The sequence below is a fragment of the Streptomyces sp. NPDC001816 genome, from assembly GCF_042892235.1.
Lineage (GTDB): Bacteria > Actinomycetota > Actinomycetes > Streptomycetales > Streptomycetaceae > Streptomyces.
Genome location: NZ_JBIATY010000005.1, coordinates 269770 through 283924, shown reverse-complemented (window position 1 = coordinate 283924; position 14155 = coordinate 269770). Strand labels below are relative to the sequence as shown.

The 14155-nt window shown below is 71.3% G+C and carries 14 protein-coding genes and 2 pseudogenes; 9 read left to right on the top strand and 7 right to left on the bottom strand.

Annotated features, from left to right (window positions below):
• Positions 1–24 precede the first annotated feature (24 nt).
• Together ACFYZZ_RS20085 and ACFYZZ_RS20080 are read right to left on the bottom strand one after the other, a co-directional pair.
• On the bottom strand, positions 25–1146 hold the full coding sequence (locus tag ACFYZZ_RS20085) for a glycoside hydrolase family 19 protein (RefSeq protein WP_389177443.1): 1122 nt from the start codon (positions 1144–1146) through the stop codon (positions 25–27).
• 137 nt (positions 1147–1283) lie between these two features.
• Entirely contained in the window at positions 1284–1556 is a 273-nt protein-coding gene (locus ACFYZZ_RS20080; RefSeq protein WP_389177440.1) for a hypothetical protein, read from the bottom strand.
• A 45-nt stretch (positions 1557–1601) separates the two neighbouring features.
• On the opposite strand from ACFYZZ_RS20080, the gene ACFYZZ_RS20075 reads away from it, so the two are divergent.
• The 6 genes from ACFYZZ_RS20075 (at position 1602) to pqqB (ending at position 7361) form a co-directional block, all read left to right on the top strand.
• Positions 1602–2219, top strand: coding sequence for an AAA family ATPase (locus tag ACFYZZ_RS20075; RefSeq protein ID WP_389177437.1), 618 nt, complete (start codon positions 1602–1604; stop codon positions 2217–2219).
• 139 nt (positions 2220–2358) lie between these two features.
• On the top strand, positions 2359–4071 hold the full coding sequence (locus tag ACFYZZ_RS20070; RefSeq protein ID WP_389177434.1) for a purine-cytosine permease family protein: 1713 nt from the start codon (positions 2359–2361) through the stop codon (positions 4069–4071).
• 45 nt (positions 4072–4116) lie between these two features.
• A complete protein-coding gene (locus ACFYZZ_RS20065) occupies positions 4117–4743 on the top strand; it encodes a UTRA domain-containing protein (protein ID WP_389177431.1) in 627 nt (208 codons plus the stop codon).
• Between the two features lie 134 nt (positions 4744–4877).
• A complete protein-coding gene (locus tag ACFYZZ_RS20060) occupies positions 4878–5273 on the top strand; it encodes an SseB family protein (protein WP_389177428.1) in 396 nt (131 codons plus the stop codon).
• 19 nt (positions 5274–5292) lie between these two features.
• Complete coding sequence (locus ACFYZZ_RS20055) at positions 5293–6405, top strand: hypothetical protein (RefSeq protein WP_389177425.1); 1113 nt, start codon at positions 5293–5295, stop codon at positions 6403–6405.
• A 65-nt stretch (positions 6406–6470) separates the two neighbouring features.
• Positions 6471–7361: a pyrroloquinoline quinone biosynthesis protein PqqB gene (gene pqqB / locus ACFYZZ_RS20050; RefSeq protein WP_389177422.1), complete on the top strand. Its 891-nt coding sequence runs from the start codon at positions 6471–6473 to the stop codon at positions 7359–7361.
• Here the strand turns inward: pqqB and ACFYZZ_RS20045 are convergent.
• From ACFYZZ_RS20045 to ACFYZZ_RS20030, 4 genes are all read right to left on the bottom strand, one after another.
• The gene (locus tag ACFYZZ_RS20045) at positions 7358–7756 is read right to left on the bottom strand and encodes a MarR family winged helix-turn-helix transcriptional regulator (protein WP_386575435.1); all 399 of its coding nucleotides are present in this window, start codon (positions 7754–7756) and stop codon (positions 7358–7360) included. The genes pqqB and ACFYZZ_RS20045 overlap by 4 nt on opposite strands.
• Positions 7757–7829: 73 nt before the next feature.
• On the bottom strand, positions 7830–8180 hold the full coding sequence (locus ACFYZZ_RS20040) for a VOC family protein (protein WP_389177419.1): 351 nt from the start codon (positions 8178–8180) through the stop codon (positions 7830–7832).
• A gap of 129 nt (positions 8181–8309) precedes the next feature.
• Positions 8310–10619, bottom strand: a complete 2310-nt coding sequence (locus tag ACFYZZ_RS20035; protein ID WP_389177417.1) for an FtsX-like permease family protein — start codon at positions 10617–10619, stop codon at positions 8310–8312.
• Positions 10616–11323 (bottom strand): ABC transporter ATP-binding protein, encoded by a 708-nt coding sequence (locus ACFYZZ_RS20030; protein WP_389177414.1) that lies wholly within the window; start codon positions 11321–11323, stop codon positions 10616–10618. The genes ACFYZZ_RS20035 and ACFYZZ_RS20030 overlap by 4 nt, the downstream gene beginning before the upstream one ends.
• A gap of 139 nt (positions 11324–11462) precedes the next feature.
• Here ACFYZZ_RS20030 and ACFYZZ_RS20025 point away from each other — a divergent pair, with 139 nt between their 5' ends.
• Both ACFYZZ_RS20025 and ACFYZZ_RS20020 read left to right on the top strand, forming a co-directional pair.
• Positions 11463–12311 carry a sensor histidine kinase gene (locus ACFYZZ_RS20025; protein ID WP_389177411.1) on the top strand — a complete coding sequence of 283 codons (849 nt, stop codon included), beginning with the start codon at positions 11463–11465 and terminating at the stop codon, positions 12309–12311.
• Positions 12308–12991, top strand: a complete 684-nt coding sequence (locus ACFYZZ_RS20020; RefSeq protein WP_389177408.1) for a response regulator — start codon at positions 12308–12310, stop codon at positions 12989–12991. The genes ACFYZZ_RS20025 and ACFYZZ_RS20020 overlap by 4 nt, the downstream gene beginning before the upstream one ends.
• Positions 12992–13006: 15 nt before the next feature.
• Here ACFYZZ_RS20020 and ACFYZZ_RS20015 read toward each other — a convergent pair.
• A pseudogene (locus tag ACFYZZ_RS20015) lies at positions 13007–13747 on the bottom strand (LacI family DNA-binding transcriptional regulator); the annotation flags it as partial.
• Here ACFYZZ_RS20015 and ACFYZZ_RS20010 point away from each other — a divergent pair.
• Positions 13746–14033 (top strand): annotated as a pseudogene (locus ACFYZZ_RS20010) (glycosyl hydrolase 53 family protein); the annotation flags it as partial. The pseudogenes ACFYZZ_RS20015 and ACFYZZ_RS20010 sit on opposite strands and share 2 nt — an antisense overlap.
• Positions 14034–14155 lie beyond the last annotated feature (122 nt).

Genomic DNA, 14155 nt, shown 5'->3' with positions numbered 1-14155 from the left:
CGGCTCCTTGCCGGGCGGTTCGCGTCAGCAGTACAGGTTGTTGCCCGCGGGGACACCGAGGATCTGCGTGAAGCGCTGGTAGGCGTCGACGCGGCTCTGCACCTGCGCGGGGTTCCTGCCGTCGCACTCCAGGGAGCCGTTGATGCTGCGGATGGTCTGGCCGAAGCCGGCCCCGCCCACCATCGCGTTGTGCGGGGTCGTGCTGCCCGGTCCGGACTGGGTGTTCCAGTACCACAGGCCGGTCTTCCAGGCGACGGAGGCGTTGTTCTCCACCTGCCAGGGGTTGTTGAGGAGATCGATGCCGAGCGCGTCACCGGCGGCCTTGTAGTTGAAGTTCCAGCTGAGCTGGATCGGGCCGCGCCCGTAGTAGGCGGCCTGTCCCGCGGGGCAGCCGTAGGGCTGGTTCCAGTCGCAGTAGTGGGGGTAGTTGGCGGTGTTCTGCTCGACCACGTACACCAGGCCGCCGGTCTCGTGGCTGACGTTGGCGAGGAAGGCGGCCGCCTCCTGCTTCTGCACGGTGTCGCTGCCGGTGTGCGCGAAGCCGGGGTAGGCGCTGAGGGCCGCGGTCAGTCCGCTGTAGCTGTAGAACGAGTTCCGGTTCGGGAACATCTGGTTGAACTGCGCCTCGCTCACCACGAATCCGGACGGGGTGCCCCCGCCACCACCGCTCGCCGGCGCGTTCCACTTCTGGTTCGCGCCGCCCGAGCAGCTCCAGATCTGCAGCCGGGTGCCGTTGGCGCTGTTGTTGTCCCGTACGTCCAGGCACTTGTCGGCCGCCGGGTTGACGATGTCGTGCGCCGCAATCACCACCCACTGCTGGTTGGCGCCGCCCGAACAGTCCCACAGCTGGACGGAAGCGCCGTCCGCGGTGCTTCGGTCGACCACGTCCAGACACTTGCCGAGCGCCCGCAGGGTTCCGTCGCCGGGGTTGGACCAGATCTGGGCGCCGGTTCCGTTGCAGTCGTAGAGCTGAACGGCGGTGCCGTTGGTGCTGTTGGCACCTGCCACGTCGACACACTTTCCGGCGAGTCCGGTGATCGCGCCGTCGGCGGCCTGGGCGGGAGCGGTGGTGAACAGGGCGCCGAGGACGGCGGCGAGAACGAAGCCGATCGTGAAGCGGGACCGTCTGCGGCTGGAAGTCGGCATGGAGGAGTCCACTCCTTGGTTGTGTGGGGGCGCCCGGGAACCTAAAGGTCTGGACCTGCTTTCGTCAAGAGGTGAAGTAAGTAATGGGAAAGGCGAGTTGACGAACACTCAGCTGTAGCCCGGCCGGGCCGTGTCCGTCAGCCCGCCGGGTGGGAGCCCGGTGTGTGGCCGAACGTGCGCCGGAAGACGTCGAGCTCCGTGCTCGGCGGGGCGCTGGCGGGCCGCTGGGGCAGGGTGACGGCCGCCGCCCGGTCGTACCTGGTCTCGGTCGCGGCGGTCGCGGGCGTGGTGTTCGTGCCGGGCCCGGCCCTGTACCTGTTCGTGGTGCTGACCTCGGCCGGTCCGACCGACTTCCGCCGGCCGGGGCCGAAATCCTCTCGGGCTCCGGGACGGTCCCATGCGATGATCACGAAGCCATACCGGCTCAGGATCCCCGCGGACGGAAGGACCCCACCATGGCGACCGAGGCGGCTCGGATCATGGCCGACCCGCACCACGCACGCATCCCGGACACCCCGGCCGGGGGCACGGTCATCCTGCTCAACGGCACATCCAGCTCCGGCAAGTCCAGCATCGCCCGGGCGCTCCTCGACCTGCTCGACGGCACGTGGTTCCACATGCCCGTCGACGCGTTCCACTCCATGCGCTGCGACAAGCCCATGGCCGACGAGGACCTCCAGGCCGAGATCGACCGCACCGCCAAGGGCTTCCACCGTGCCGTCGCCGGGATGGCCGCGGCCGGCAACAACGTGGTCGTGGACCATCCGCTCTCCCGCCGCTGGCGGCTGCTCGACCTCCTCGATCTGCTCGTACCCGAGGACACCGTCCTGATCGGGGTCCACTGCCCGCTGCCCGAGCTGGAACGCCGTGAGCGCGAGCGGGGCGACCGGCAAGCGGGGCTGGCCGCCATGCAGTACGACCAGGTGCACGCGCACGGCGTCCACGACCTCGACGTGGACACCAGCCTGCTCTCCCCGGAGGAATGCGCCCTGCGCATCCGCGACTTCCTGTCGGACCGACCCCGGCCCACCGCCTTCGAGCGGCTCGGCACGACTCTGCGGAATCCGGTCTGACGCATCAGGTTCACGGCCTGACGTCCCGTCATTTCCGGCTGCCGCGGCACCTTGCTGGGTTTTAAAGGCCGCGAAACTGGCGGGAAACACGTCGGCGCCAACCTTCCCTCGAACTGCCCCTGCGGAAGAGGGAAGAGCCGTGACGGAGATCGTCGACAAGCAGGCACCGCCAGCCCCGCCCGGCAGCCGTACCTACAACGGCTGGACGCAGAACGACACGCTCGAGGACTACTCGCTGCGCTACGCGCCCAAGTCCTTCCGCCGCTGGACGCCGTACGTGGTGGCCACGACGGCACTGGGCGGCATCGCCTATCTCGCCGACTTCGCCATCGGCGGCTCCATCGCCCTTTCCCACGGCTTCTCCAGCGCCATGGTGGCGATCCTGGCGGCGGCCGTGGTCATCTTCCTCACCGGCATACCGATCTCGTACTACTCGGCCAAGTACTCCATCGACATGGACCTGTTGACCCGTGGTGCGGGCTTCGGCTATCTGGGCTCGACCCTCACCTCGGTGATCTACGCCAGCTTCACCTTCATCTTCTTCGCCCTCGAAGGGTCGATCATGGCGCAGGCCCTGGAGCTGGGCCTGCACATCCCGCTGGCCCTCGGGTACGTCATCTGCTCGCTGGTCATCCTGCCGTTGGTCGTCTACGGCATGACCGCGCTGTCCAGGATGCAGGTGTGGACCCAGCCGGTCTGGCTGGTGCTGATGGTCGCGCCGTTCGTGTCCATCGCGATCCAGGAGCCAGGAAAGTTCTCGGAGTTCACCCACTTCGCGGGCGACTCGCCCACCGGGTCGAGCATCAGCATGCTCGGTGTCGGGGCGGGTGCGGGTGTCGCGCTGTCGCTGATCGCACAGATCGGCGAACAGGTCGACTACCTGCGCTTCATGCCCGACAAGACACCGGAGAACGGCCGGCGGTGGTGGGCCGCAGTGCTGGGCGCCGGGCCCGGGTGGGTGGTCCTGGGCGCGCTGAAGCAGATCGGCGGCGCCTTCCTGGCCTTCTTCATCGCCGGCAGCGTCGGGCTGTCCAAGGCCAACGAGCCGATCCAGCAGTACGTTCACGGGTTCGGGACCTTCGCCGCACCCGTCGCGCTGGGCCTCGCCACGTTCTTCGTCATCCTCTCCCAGATAAAGATCAACTCCACCAACGCGTACTCCGGTTCGCTGTCCTGGTCCAACTTCTTCTCCCGGTTGACGCACCGTCACCCGGGTCGCGTGGTCTACATCTTCCTCAACGTCGGTATCGCGCTGGCCCTCATGGAGGGCGGGGTCTTCGGCTTCCTCAACACGGTCCTCGGGTTCTACTCCAACGTGGCCATCGCCTGGATCGGGGCGGTCGTCGCCGACCTCGTGATCAACAAGCCGCTGAAGCTGAGTCCTTCGTACATCGAGTTCAAGCGGGCCCACCTGTACCACTTCAACCCGGTCGGCTTCGGCTCGATGCTGATCGCCTCCGCGGTGTCCATCGCCGCCTACTTCGAGGCGTTCGGCGCCTACGGCAAGGCGTTCTCGCCGTTCATCGCGCTGTTCCTGGCGATGGTGCTCTCGCCGTTGTTCGCGGTGCTCACGAAGGGGCGCTACTACATCGCCCGCGTCGACGACCTGGACGAACCACTGCTGGGCGCCGACGGGCTGCCCTCGGCAGCCACCCTGACCTGCTCGGTGTGCACGACCGAGTTCGAGCGGCCGGACATGGCGGGCTGCCCCTTCCACCAGGGCGCGATCTGCTCGCTGTGCTGCAGCCTGGAGAAGGACTGCCACGACTCCTGCAAGAGCGCCGGCCCTTCGGGACCGGTCGACCTCGCCATGCCCGCCGTCCGGCCGGGCGGCGGCCCGTCTCCTGCCTGAGGCCGATGAAGCCCCGGCGGACCGCCTCCGACACTGCCGCCGCTCATGCTCGACAGGAGGCGCCCGGCGGGGGGGAGCGCAGCTTGGCGTCAGGCGTACGACCATGCGCGCGGCCCTCGCCGAACTGGCCGAGGAGGGGCTGATCACCACTGCACCGGCAAGGGCTCCTCCGTCCTCTTCGACGGCCGCCCGCCCGACGACCGGCTCGGCTGGGCCGGCGCGCCGGCCCGCAAGGGCGTCGAGAGCCGGCTGCGCACCCTCGCCGTGCACGAGACGCACGACAGTGGCCTCGCCACCCAACTCCGCCTGGAGAAGAACACGTTCGCGTGCGTGGAGCGGACCCGGGAGCTGGTCGCGGACGCCACCACCGTGTTGTACGAACGCAGCTATCTGCCGCCCGTGTCCGTGATCCGGGAGCTGCCCGCCCAGGGGCTCGGCCAGGACTCGCTCGCCGAGGTGCTGCTGCGGGCCGGGCTACGGCCCGACCACGGAGAGCAGCGGGTCTCCGGGCGCCGGATCGACGCCCACGAGGCGGAGCTGCTGCTGCGGCAGCCGGGAAACTGGTTCCTCGACGCGCGGCGCACCAGCCGGGCCGCCGACGGCTCCTTCGCCGAGCATGTCGCCGGCCTGCTCGACCCCGACCACTTCCAGTTGACCATCGCCTTCGGCTGACCCGCCAAGACGGACACCTGCCCTCCCCGGAATCCTCACGCATGCCCTCGGCCGCACGGGGTACGCGAGCGGAGCACGCCCGGGCGTCGGCCCGCGCGCGTGGCCGTACGACCGCCGCTACCTGGGGATCTGCCATGGAAACACCCGCACACGACGACCTTCCGACGCCGGCCCAGCAGGCGCTGGACGCGCTGGCCGTGAACGCCGAGGACCAAGCCGCCCTGGACACCCTCGCCCACTGCGACGTGCTCGTCCCCGTGCCGGACGACGCGGTGGACGGCGACGGCGACGGCTCGACGATCGCCCTGCCCGTCATGGAACAGGCCGGAGGCGATCCGGTCGTCCCCGTGTTCACCTCGGAGGGCACGATGGCCGACCTGCTGCCCTTCGTCTCCCGCTACCACCTGGTACCGCTCGGCACACTGGCCGCCCACTGGCCCGACGACGACCTCTCCCTGGCCATAGACGGCAACTCGACCCACGGCCTGACGCTCACGTCACACGGAGTCCGCACACTGCTCGCAAGGTGAACCACGACAAAATGACCGCATGCAATGGATCTCCGGAGCTGCCGGCGGGCTGGTACTGGTGCTGGTCCTGACCAGCATCCTGCGCACCCTCGTAGTCCCCCGAGGCCTCTACTCCGCGCTGGTGTTCCGCCTGTGGTGGCTGCTGCGCAGGCTCCTCAGGCTCGCCGCCCCGCGCCGCGGCTACCACGCCATCGACCGCGCCCAGACCTGGCTCGCCCCGCTGATGCTGATCGGCATGCTCGTCACCTGGCTCGGCGGGGCCCTGCTCGGCTTCGGCCTCCTGCTGTACGCGGCGTCCCCGCTGTCCTGGACGGCCGCCTTCCGCGAGGCGGGATCCAGCCTGTTCACGCTCGGGTTCGCGAGCGGTGCCCGGCTGAAACTGTCCGTGCTCGACTTCATGGCCGCGGCCACCGGACCCGTCCTGATCGCCCTCCAGATCGCCTACCTGCCCACCCTCTACGCCGCCTACAACCGTCGTGAGCTGGAGGTCACCCTGCTCCAGGCGCGAGCCGGCGAGCCCGCCTGGGGGCCGGAGATCCTCGCCCGGCAGTGGCTGGTCGAGACCGAGACCGCGCTGCCCGAGCTGTACCGGGCCTGGGAGCGCCTCGCCTCGGACATGGGCGAGAGCCACTCCACGTACCCGATCCTGCTGACGTTCCGCTCCCCGCGCCCGCACCGCAGCTGGCTGGTCGGGCTGGTCGCCGTCATGGACGCGGCCGCCCTGCAGCTCGCGCTGGACCCGCGGCTCGCGCCGCCGGAGGCCCGTCTGGTGCTGCGCGCCGGGTTCACGGCCCTGCGCGACATCGCCCGCGTGGTGCGCATCCCCTTCGACCAGGATCCCTCGCCGGGCAGTGCGATCCTGCTGACCTTCGAGGAGTTCGACGAGGCGGTGGCCATGCTGGGGACGGCCGGCTTCCGTGCGGAACGCAGCCCGAAGGAGGCCTGGCCGCACTTCCAGGGCTGGCGCGTCAACTACGAGGCGGTCGCGTACGAGCTGTGCCGCCGCTGCGACGCGGTGCCGGGTCTGTGGACCGGCCCCCGCGACTTCTCCGGCGGGCCCATCCCGCCGCGGCGCCCCGTGGACCGCCGGCCCGGTGCAGGACGGCCGGAACTGCCCCCCGTCTCCGAGTAGTCACCCCGCCCTCGGGCGGGAAGATCCCACCGGAAGGTCCGTCGCATGCGAAGGAGCCGATGGTCGTGAGGGTCGTCCTGCTGGGTACCGCCGCCGGAGGCGGCTTCCCGCAGTGGAACTGCGCCTGCGCGCTGTGCGCGGCCGCCCGGGACGGGAAACTGCCCTCCCGGACCCAGGAGTGCGCCGCCGTCACCGGCAACGGCCGCGACTGGTGGCTGCTCAACGCGTCGCCCGATCTGCGCACCCAGCTCATCGCCACCCCAGTCCTCCGGCCCGGCCCCGGGCCCCGGGACACGCCGCTGCGCGGGGTACTGCTCACCGATGCGGAGGCGGACCACGTCACCGGTCTGACCGAGCTGCGCGGAGCGGCGGGCCTGAAGGTCTACGCGGCCCCGCCGGTCCGCGCCGTCCTCACGCCCGCCCGCGCCGCCCTGGACCGCTACGCCTCCTGGGAGTGGGCCGACAGCGTGGCCGACGGCGGCTTCGTGCTGTCCGGCGGACTGGTCGTCACGGCCCATCCGGTGGGCACCAAGATCCCGAAGTACGTACCGGCACAGGCGCCCGGGGCCGGCGGCCCGTGGGTGACGGCGTACCGCGTCGAGGACCTGGCCAGCGGGGGAGTGCTGGTGTACGCGCCCTGCGTCGGCGCCTGGAGCCCCGTGCTGGACGAACTGTGCGCGTCGGCCGACTGCGTGCTGCTGGACGGCACGTTCTTCGCGGCCGACGAGATGGGCAGCGCGGTGCGGACCGATGCCGGGCAGGCGGCCATGGGACACCTGCCGGTCACGGGCCCCGACGGCTCACTGGAGGCGCTGGCCCGCCATCCGGGCGCGCGCCGGATCTACACCCACCTCAACAACACCAACCCGCTGCTCGACCCCGCCTCACGGGCACGCGCGCGCGTGGCCGAGCACGGGGTGGAGGTCCTGCCGGACGGGGCGGAGCTGACGCTCTAGCCGGCCTGCTCGGCCAGCATCCGCTCCAGCACGGCCCGCTGCAGTGGCAGTACCTCGGCGTACAGGGCGCGGCCCTTGTCCGTGAGCGCGACCCACACCCCGCGCCGGTCCTCCACGCACACCGAGCGCTCGACCAGGCCCTCCTTCTCCAGGCGGCCGATCAGCCGGGACAGCGCGCTCTGGCTGAGATGGACCCGCCCGACCAGGTTCTGCACCCGGCACTGGTCGCCCTCCTCGGGCGCCGCGGTGGCGAGGATGTCCAGCACCTCGAAGTCGCTCGCGCCCAGCCCGTGCGGGTGCAGGGCACGGTCGATCTCGCACATCGTGTGCGCGTGGAGCGTGAGGATGTCCCGCCACCGCTCCTCGAGCCGGGTGTCGGCCGTCTTGACTGCCATACCCGCACCGTAGCACCGATTCGGCCAATTATTGAGTGTGCAACTAGTGCGGGTGCAAGCACCCGTACGGGCCTCAGGCGGACGGGTCCTGGAGAAGGCCGATCATGTTGCCGTCGGCGTCCTTCACGGAGGCGATCAGACGGCCGTTGCCGACGTCCCGCACGTCCTGCACCACCTCGGCACCCGCCGACAGCAGGGCCGCCAGCCGCTCCCGCAGATCGGTGACATGCCAGAACGGCACCGGTCCGGTCAGGCCCTGGGCGTGCCCGTTCGGGTCGAGGCCGACGTCCTGCCCCTCGGCCTTGAAACCGACGTAGTAGGGCTGGTCCGCGTACGGCTCGACACCCAGCAGGGCGGTGAACAGGGCCTTGGCGCTGTCCTTGTCCTTGACGGGGTAGATGATCGTCTGGATGCCGGCGGTCATGGAACTCACTCCTTCGAGGTGCGTGGGCCGACGGGTTTGCGTCGGTGCTCTCACGCTAGGGCGGGGGAGCCCGCCACCGCTTCTTCGATCCTGACCGGTTGCGGCGGCGGGCTCTCCCGGGCCTGCCGGTCACTCGCTGCGCAGCACCTCAGCGACGGTCAGGCGGGCGGCCCGCCGGGCCGGGACGAGCGCGCCCAGGACCGCGATCACAAGCCCTGCCAGGGCCAGAGCGGCCAACGTCGGGGCGTGCCAGACGTCCGTCATGTACGGCGGGAGGGTGATGTCGATCCCGGCCGCCATCCGAGGGATCACCAGCTCGTAGCCGACGATCCCCAGCGGGATCCCGAGCAGTGAGCCCACCGCGCCGAGCACCGCCATGGAGGTCACCGTCATCACCGTCACCTGGCGCGGGGTCATGCCGATCGACTTGAGCATGCCGAGGTCGCGGCGCCGGTCGTGGGTGTTGAGGACGGCCGTGTTGAACACGCCGAGCGAGGAGACCAGGGCCAGCATCAGGGTGAGCGCGGTCGCCGAGCCGACGATGGTGCGGGTGACGTTGTTCGGACCGCTCAGCTGGAGGGACAGACCCGGGTCGGCCGCCCGCACCGCGCGCGCGTAGGCCTGCTGGTCGGCGCCCTCGCGGAGTCTGACGTGGTAGGCGATGGGCTTCACGTCCGGCGTCAGGGCCGTGACCGTCGGCCAGGCGCCGACGACCAGCCGGTCGTTGTCCAGCATGGTCTCGCCGACGATGGTCAACCGCTCCTCGCGGCCGCCCTTGCGCAGCCGCAGCTGATCGCCGACGTGCGTGCCGGTCCGGTGCAGGAACGCCGTGCCGGCCACGACCTCCCCGGTGCGGTGCGTCCAGCGGCCCCGGATCAGGACGCTGTCCAGGGGCACGTCCCCGCGCCGGCCTTCGAACATGACCACCTGGGTGGAGCCGACGAGGAGCGTTTCCTCGTCCGACCGCGCCGTGACCCGGGTCGCTCCCGGCAACGACTCCAGCATCGCCTGGAGCTGCCGGTCGCTGTGCACCGGCCGCACTTCCTTGCCGTGCCGGTAGTTGCCGACATACACGGTGACGTCGAACGCGTGCTGTCCCCCATTCCCGAAGTCGGTCAGTGTCGCTGCCAGACCGGTCGCGAACGTCACCGTCGTCACGCCGAGAGCCACCGCGGCCAGCGTGAGCGCGCTGCGCGCCGGACGGGCGAACGGCAGCCCCACGCCGAGGCTCACCGACCGGGGCAACCGGGCACCCGCCAGGCGCCGCTGGATGCCGAGCGCCCGTCCGGCACGTGGCGCACTTCCCGCACTGATCGCCCGCGCCGCCGACATCCGGCGCGCCCGCATCGAGGGCCCCAGCGCCGCGAGCACGCACACGAGCGGCATGCCGAGCAGGGCGAGCGCGTTCACCCAGGGCGCGATACCGACGCTGCCGTGCAGCACCCCCGAGTTCGGCCCGGTGAACACGAACTGGAAGAACGGGTGCGCCACCAGGTTGCCGGCGAGTGTGCCGAGCGCACAGCCCAGGACCGACGGTACGGAGATCATCACGAGGTAGACGCCCAGCACCTGCCCCGGCGTGAACCCCAGCGCCTTGAGGATGCCGATGTGCCGGAACCCGGAGACCACCGCCCCGCCGACCACATTGGCGACGATGAGCACGGCCACCAGGATGCCCAGGACACCGAACGCCATCAGGTACGGCGCGTACGCGCGCGCGGTGCTGCCGATCCGGTGCTTCAGGGCCAGATATGTCTCCGATCCGGCGAGCGCGCCCTTCGGCAAGTTCTCGGTCACGTCGGTCATACCCGCGCGCAGGGCGCGCTCCGACGACGCGTCCCGGAACCGGAACAGCATCTGGGTGCCGGTCGGGTGCAGGGCCGCGATCTGGTCGGGGGCGACCCAGGCGTCCGCCGTGTGGCTCAGGTCGAAGGCGAACCCGACGATCGTCAGCGTGGGCCCCGACGGCACGCGGAACTTCTTGCCCATGTCGTCGGCGGTCCAGTCGGACTGCCGGTTCAGGACGATCTCCCCGGGCCGGGTGGGCCACCGGCCCGCCCACAGGTTCACCCGGTCCACCGGGCCACCAGGGCCGGGACGCCCCACCAGCGTGACCTCGCCGCCGAGACCGAAGTCGCCCGCACCGCGCGGAAGGTCCACCGAGGCCTGCCGGAACGGCCCGGCCACCGCCTCGACCCCGGACTGCCGGGCCGCGTGCGCCAGTTGGGCGTCCGACACCTCGGCCGAGTCGAACGCGGCGATGACATGCGGCCCCCGCTGTTTCCCGAAGACGTGGTCGAAGGGCGCGGACGCCGCGTCGACCAGGCCCAGCGCGACCACGAGCGACCCCGTCGACACGAGCGTGACCAGCCAGATGACCAGCGTCTGAAGTCTCCGCCGGCGTACGGCCGCCCGCGCGGCCTTCCACACCGCCCTCATGCGGACGGCTCCAGGGTGTGCTCGCCGGTCACCCGGCCGTCGGCGACCTCCACCAGCCGGCTCGCACAGCGCCGCGCGAGATGCCGGTCGTGCGTCACGATGATCAGGGTCTGCCCGATCTGGTTCAGGTCGAGCAGCAGGTCCATCACCTGCTCCCCGGCCCTGCTGTCCAGCGCGCCGGTCGGCTCGTCGGCCAGCAGCAGCGCGGGACGGTTCATCAACGCCCGTGCCACGGCGACCCGTTGCCGCTCACCACCGCTGAGTACCGCGGGGTAGGCATTGCGGCGGTCGGCGATGCCGAGTTCCCCGAACAGCTCCAGTGCCCGCCGACGGGCCTGCCGGGCCGGTGTGCCGGTCAACTGGCCGGCCAGGGCCACGTTGTCGAGCGCCGACAGGTCGTCGATGAGGTTGAAGAACTGGAAGATCATGCCGATCCGGCGCCGCCGGTACAGCGCGAGCCCTTTCTCGCTCAACTCCCCGACGTTCTCGCCGTGTACGACGACGGTGCCGGCCGACGGCCGGTCGAGACCGGCGATCATGTTGAGCAGCGTGGACTTGCCGCACCCCGAGGGCCCCATCACCGCGACCGCCTCCCCGGCTCGGATCTCCAGCGACACCCCGTCGAGGGCGACCGTCTCGCCGTACTCCTTGCGCACCCCGTCGAGCCGTACGACGGTGTCTCCCGTTCTCACCTCAGTGACCATGGACAGGACGCTAGAGGGGCGACGGGGACCCGGGCATCCCTCCGCGGATGGCACCCGGCGGCGGGACTCATCCCAGGGATGCAGGGCGCTGAATCCACAGGTCGATGCGGATGTCAGTGCCGTCTGCGAGAGTTGGGCCATGGGGGAGTACGAGGTGTTGGCGGCGGCGCTCGCGGTGGCGTGCGCGGCCGTCCTGGTGCTGACGGCTACGCTGGTGCGCATCCGGCGCCGGTGGCAGGCCGCGGTCGGGGAGCGGGGGTGGCTGCTGGAACGGGAGCGGGAGAGCGCCGCCGAGGCCGCGATCGCGGCCGAACGCGACCGTATCGCGCGCGAGTTGCACGACATCGTCAGCCACAATGTCAGCCTCATGGTCGTGCAGGCGAGCGCCGCCCGCGAGGTGCTCGGCACCATGCCCGACGAGGCCGCGACCGCCCTGCGCGCCGTCGAGGACGCCGGGCGGGGCGCGATGACCGACCTCAGACACCTGCTCGGGCTGCTGGCGCCCGCGCAGAACGGCGAGGACACCGACCCGGGCCCGGCCCGCCCCGACGACCCCGGCACGCCCCTCGCCCCGCAGCCCGGCCTCGACCGGCTCGGGCACCTGGTGGACCGGATATCGTTCGCCGGCCTCCCGGTCGAGGTCCGCATCTCGGGCGAGCCGTGCCCGCTGCCCCAGGGAGTCGACGTGACCGCCTACCGCATCATCCAGGAGGCCCTGACCAATGCGCTCCGGCACGGCGACGGCGGCAAGGCGGAGGTGACGGTGCGCTATGCCGACCACGCCCTGCGCGTCGAGGTGCTCAACACCGGACCCAGCGTGCTGACCGGCACCGCACCGGCCGCGCCGAAACCGCACGGCGCGGGCACCGGGCGCGGTCTGCTCGGACTGCGCGAGCGGGTCGCCGTCTACGGCGGAGACCTGGACGCCCGGCGCAGACTCGGCGGCGGCTACCGCGTCCGCGCCCGCATACCCCTGGACCGCCCGTGACCGGGCAGGCGCCCGAGCGGGCGCCCCGCGTCCTGATCGCCGACGACCAGACGCTCATCCGGACCGGCTTCCGGCTGATCCTCACCGCCCGGGGCATCGAGGTGGTCGGCGAGGCCGCCGACGGCATCGAGGCGGTCGCCGCCGCCCGTGAACTCGCGCCGGACGTCGTGCTCATGGACATCCGGATGCCGGCCATGGACGGCCTGGAGGCCACCCGACGCATCCTGGAGCAGGCCTCGGACTGCCGGGTGCTGATGCTGACCACCTTCGACCTGGACCGGTACGTGTACACGGCCCTGTCGCTCGGGGCCAGCGGCTTCCTGCTGAAGGACGTCACGCCGGAGCACCTGGCAGCGGCCGTACGGCTCGTCGGCACCGGCGACGCCCTGCTGGCGCCGCAGATCACCCGGCGCCTGGTGGAACGGTACGCGGCCGAGGCCGAGCGGACCGCCCAGGCCGTCCCCGCCGACCTGGCCGCCCTCACACCCCGCGAGCGGGAGGTGCTGACCCTGATGGGACGTGGCCTGTCCAACACCGAACTGGCCGCCGAGCTGACCCTCAGCGAAGCCACGGTCAAGTCCCACGTGGCCCGGATCTTCGCCAAGCTGGGGCTGCGCGACCGCGCCCAGGCGGTCGTCCTCGCCTATGAGACGGGGCTGGTCAGACCGGGGCAGCGCTGACCAGCCCGGGTGTTCTCAGGTCGACTCGCGGCGCACCAGTTCCGTCGGGAGGATCACCGCGGCCGGGTCCTCGCCGCCTATCTGTGCGAGCAGCACCCGCACCATCTCGGAGCTGATCCGGTCCCACGGCTGGCGGATGGTGGTGAGCGCCGGGGTGACGGCGGTCGCCGCGGGGGAGTCGTCGAATCCGCCGACAGCGATGTCCTGCGGCACCCGCCTGCCCGCCCGCTGCAGCACCGCCAGCACACCCTGTGCCATCAGATCGGAGGCGACGAACACGGCGTCCAGGTCCGGGGCCTGCGCCAGCAGCCGCTCCGCGCCCGCCTCACCGCTGGCCCGGCTGTAGTCGCCGGGGACGATCAGCCGCTCGTCCACCTCGACGCCCGCCTCGGCGAGCACCTCCTTGTACCCGGCGAGCCGCTCCACCCCGCCCGGGGTGTCCAGCGGACCGGTGACCACACCGATCCGGCGCCGGCCCAGCGACAGCAGGTGCCGGACCATGTCCCGGGCGCCGTCGCGGTCGTCGGCGGCCACGTAACTCACCTTCGAGCCGAGGCCGATCGGCTTGCCGCAGGCGACCAGCGGCACACCCGCGTCCCGCAGCTCCTCCGCGACCGGATCACCGGAGTGGCTCGAGACCAGCAGCACCCCGTCGGCGTGCCCGGCCGTGATGTAGCGCGTGATGCGCCGCTGTTCGTCCTTTGTGCCCGCCAGCATCAGCAGCAGCGGGATGTCGTGCCCGGCCAGCGCCTGCGACGACTCGCTGGTCAACCAGATCGACACCACCGGCGAGCTGGTCTCCGGCTACCCCGCGAGCGTGGCCGGGCAGACCAAGTGGATGAACGATGTGGCGAGCATCGTGGAGGCCGTCCCGAACGGCCGCAGCCTCGGTGTCTTCTACTGGGAGGCGACCTGGACCGCGGTCACCGGCAACGGCTGAGACCCGACCGACGCCACCTCCGGCAGCGGCTGGGAGAACCAGGCCCTGTTCGGCTACGACGACAAGGCGCTGTCCTCCATGTCGTGGTTCAGCCACGACTGAACCACCCCTGACGGGGGCCGGCCGTAAGGGGACGGCCGGGCCCCTCCCCGTTTCCGTGAACGGGACCGGCGGGAACGGCCGTTCGATACCGGACAAGGGTCGCGGAGTCCCGTACGGGAGGG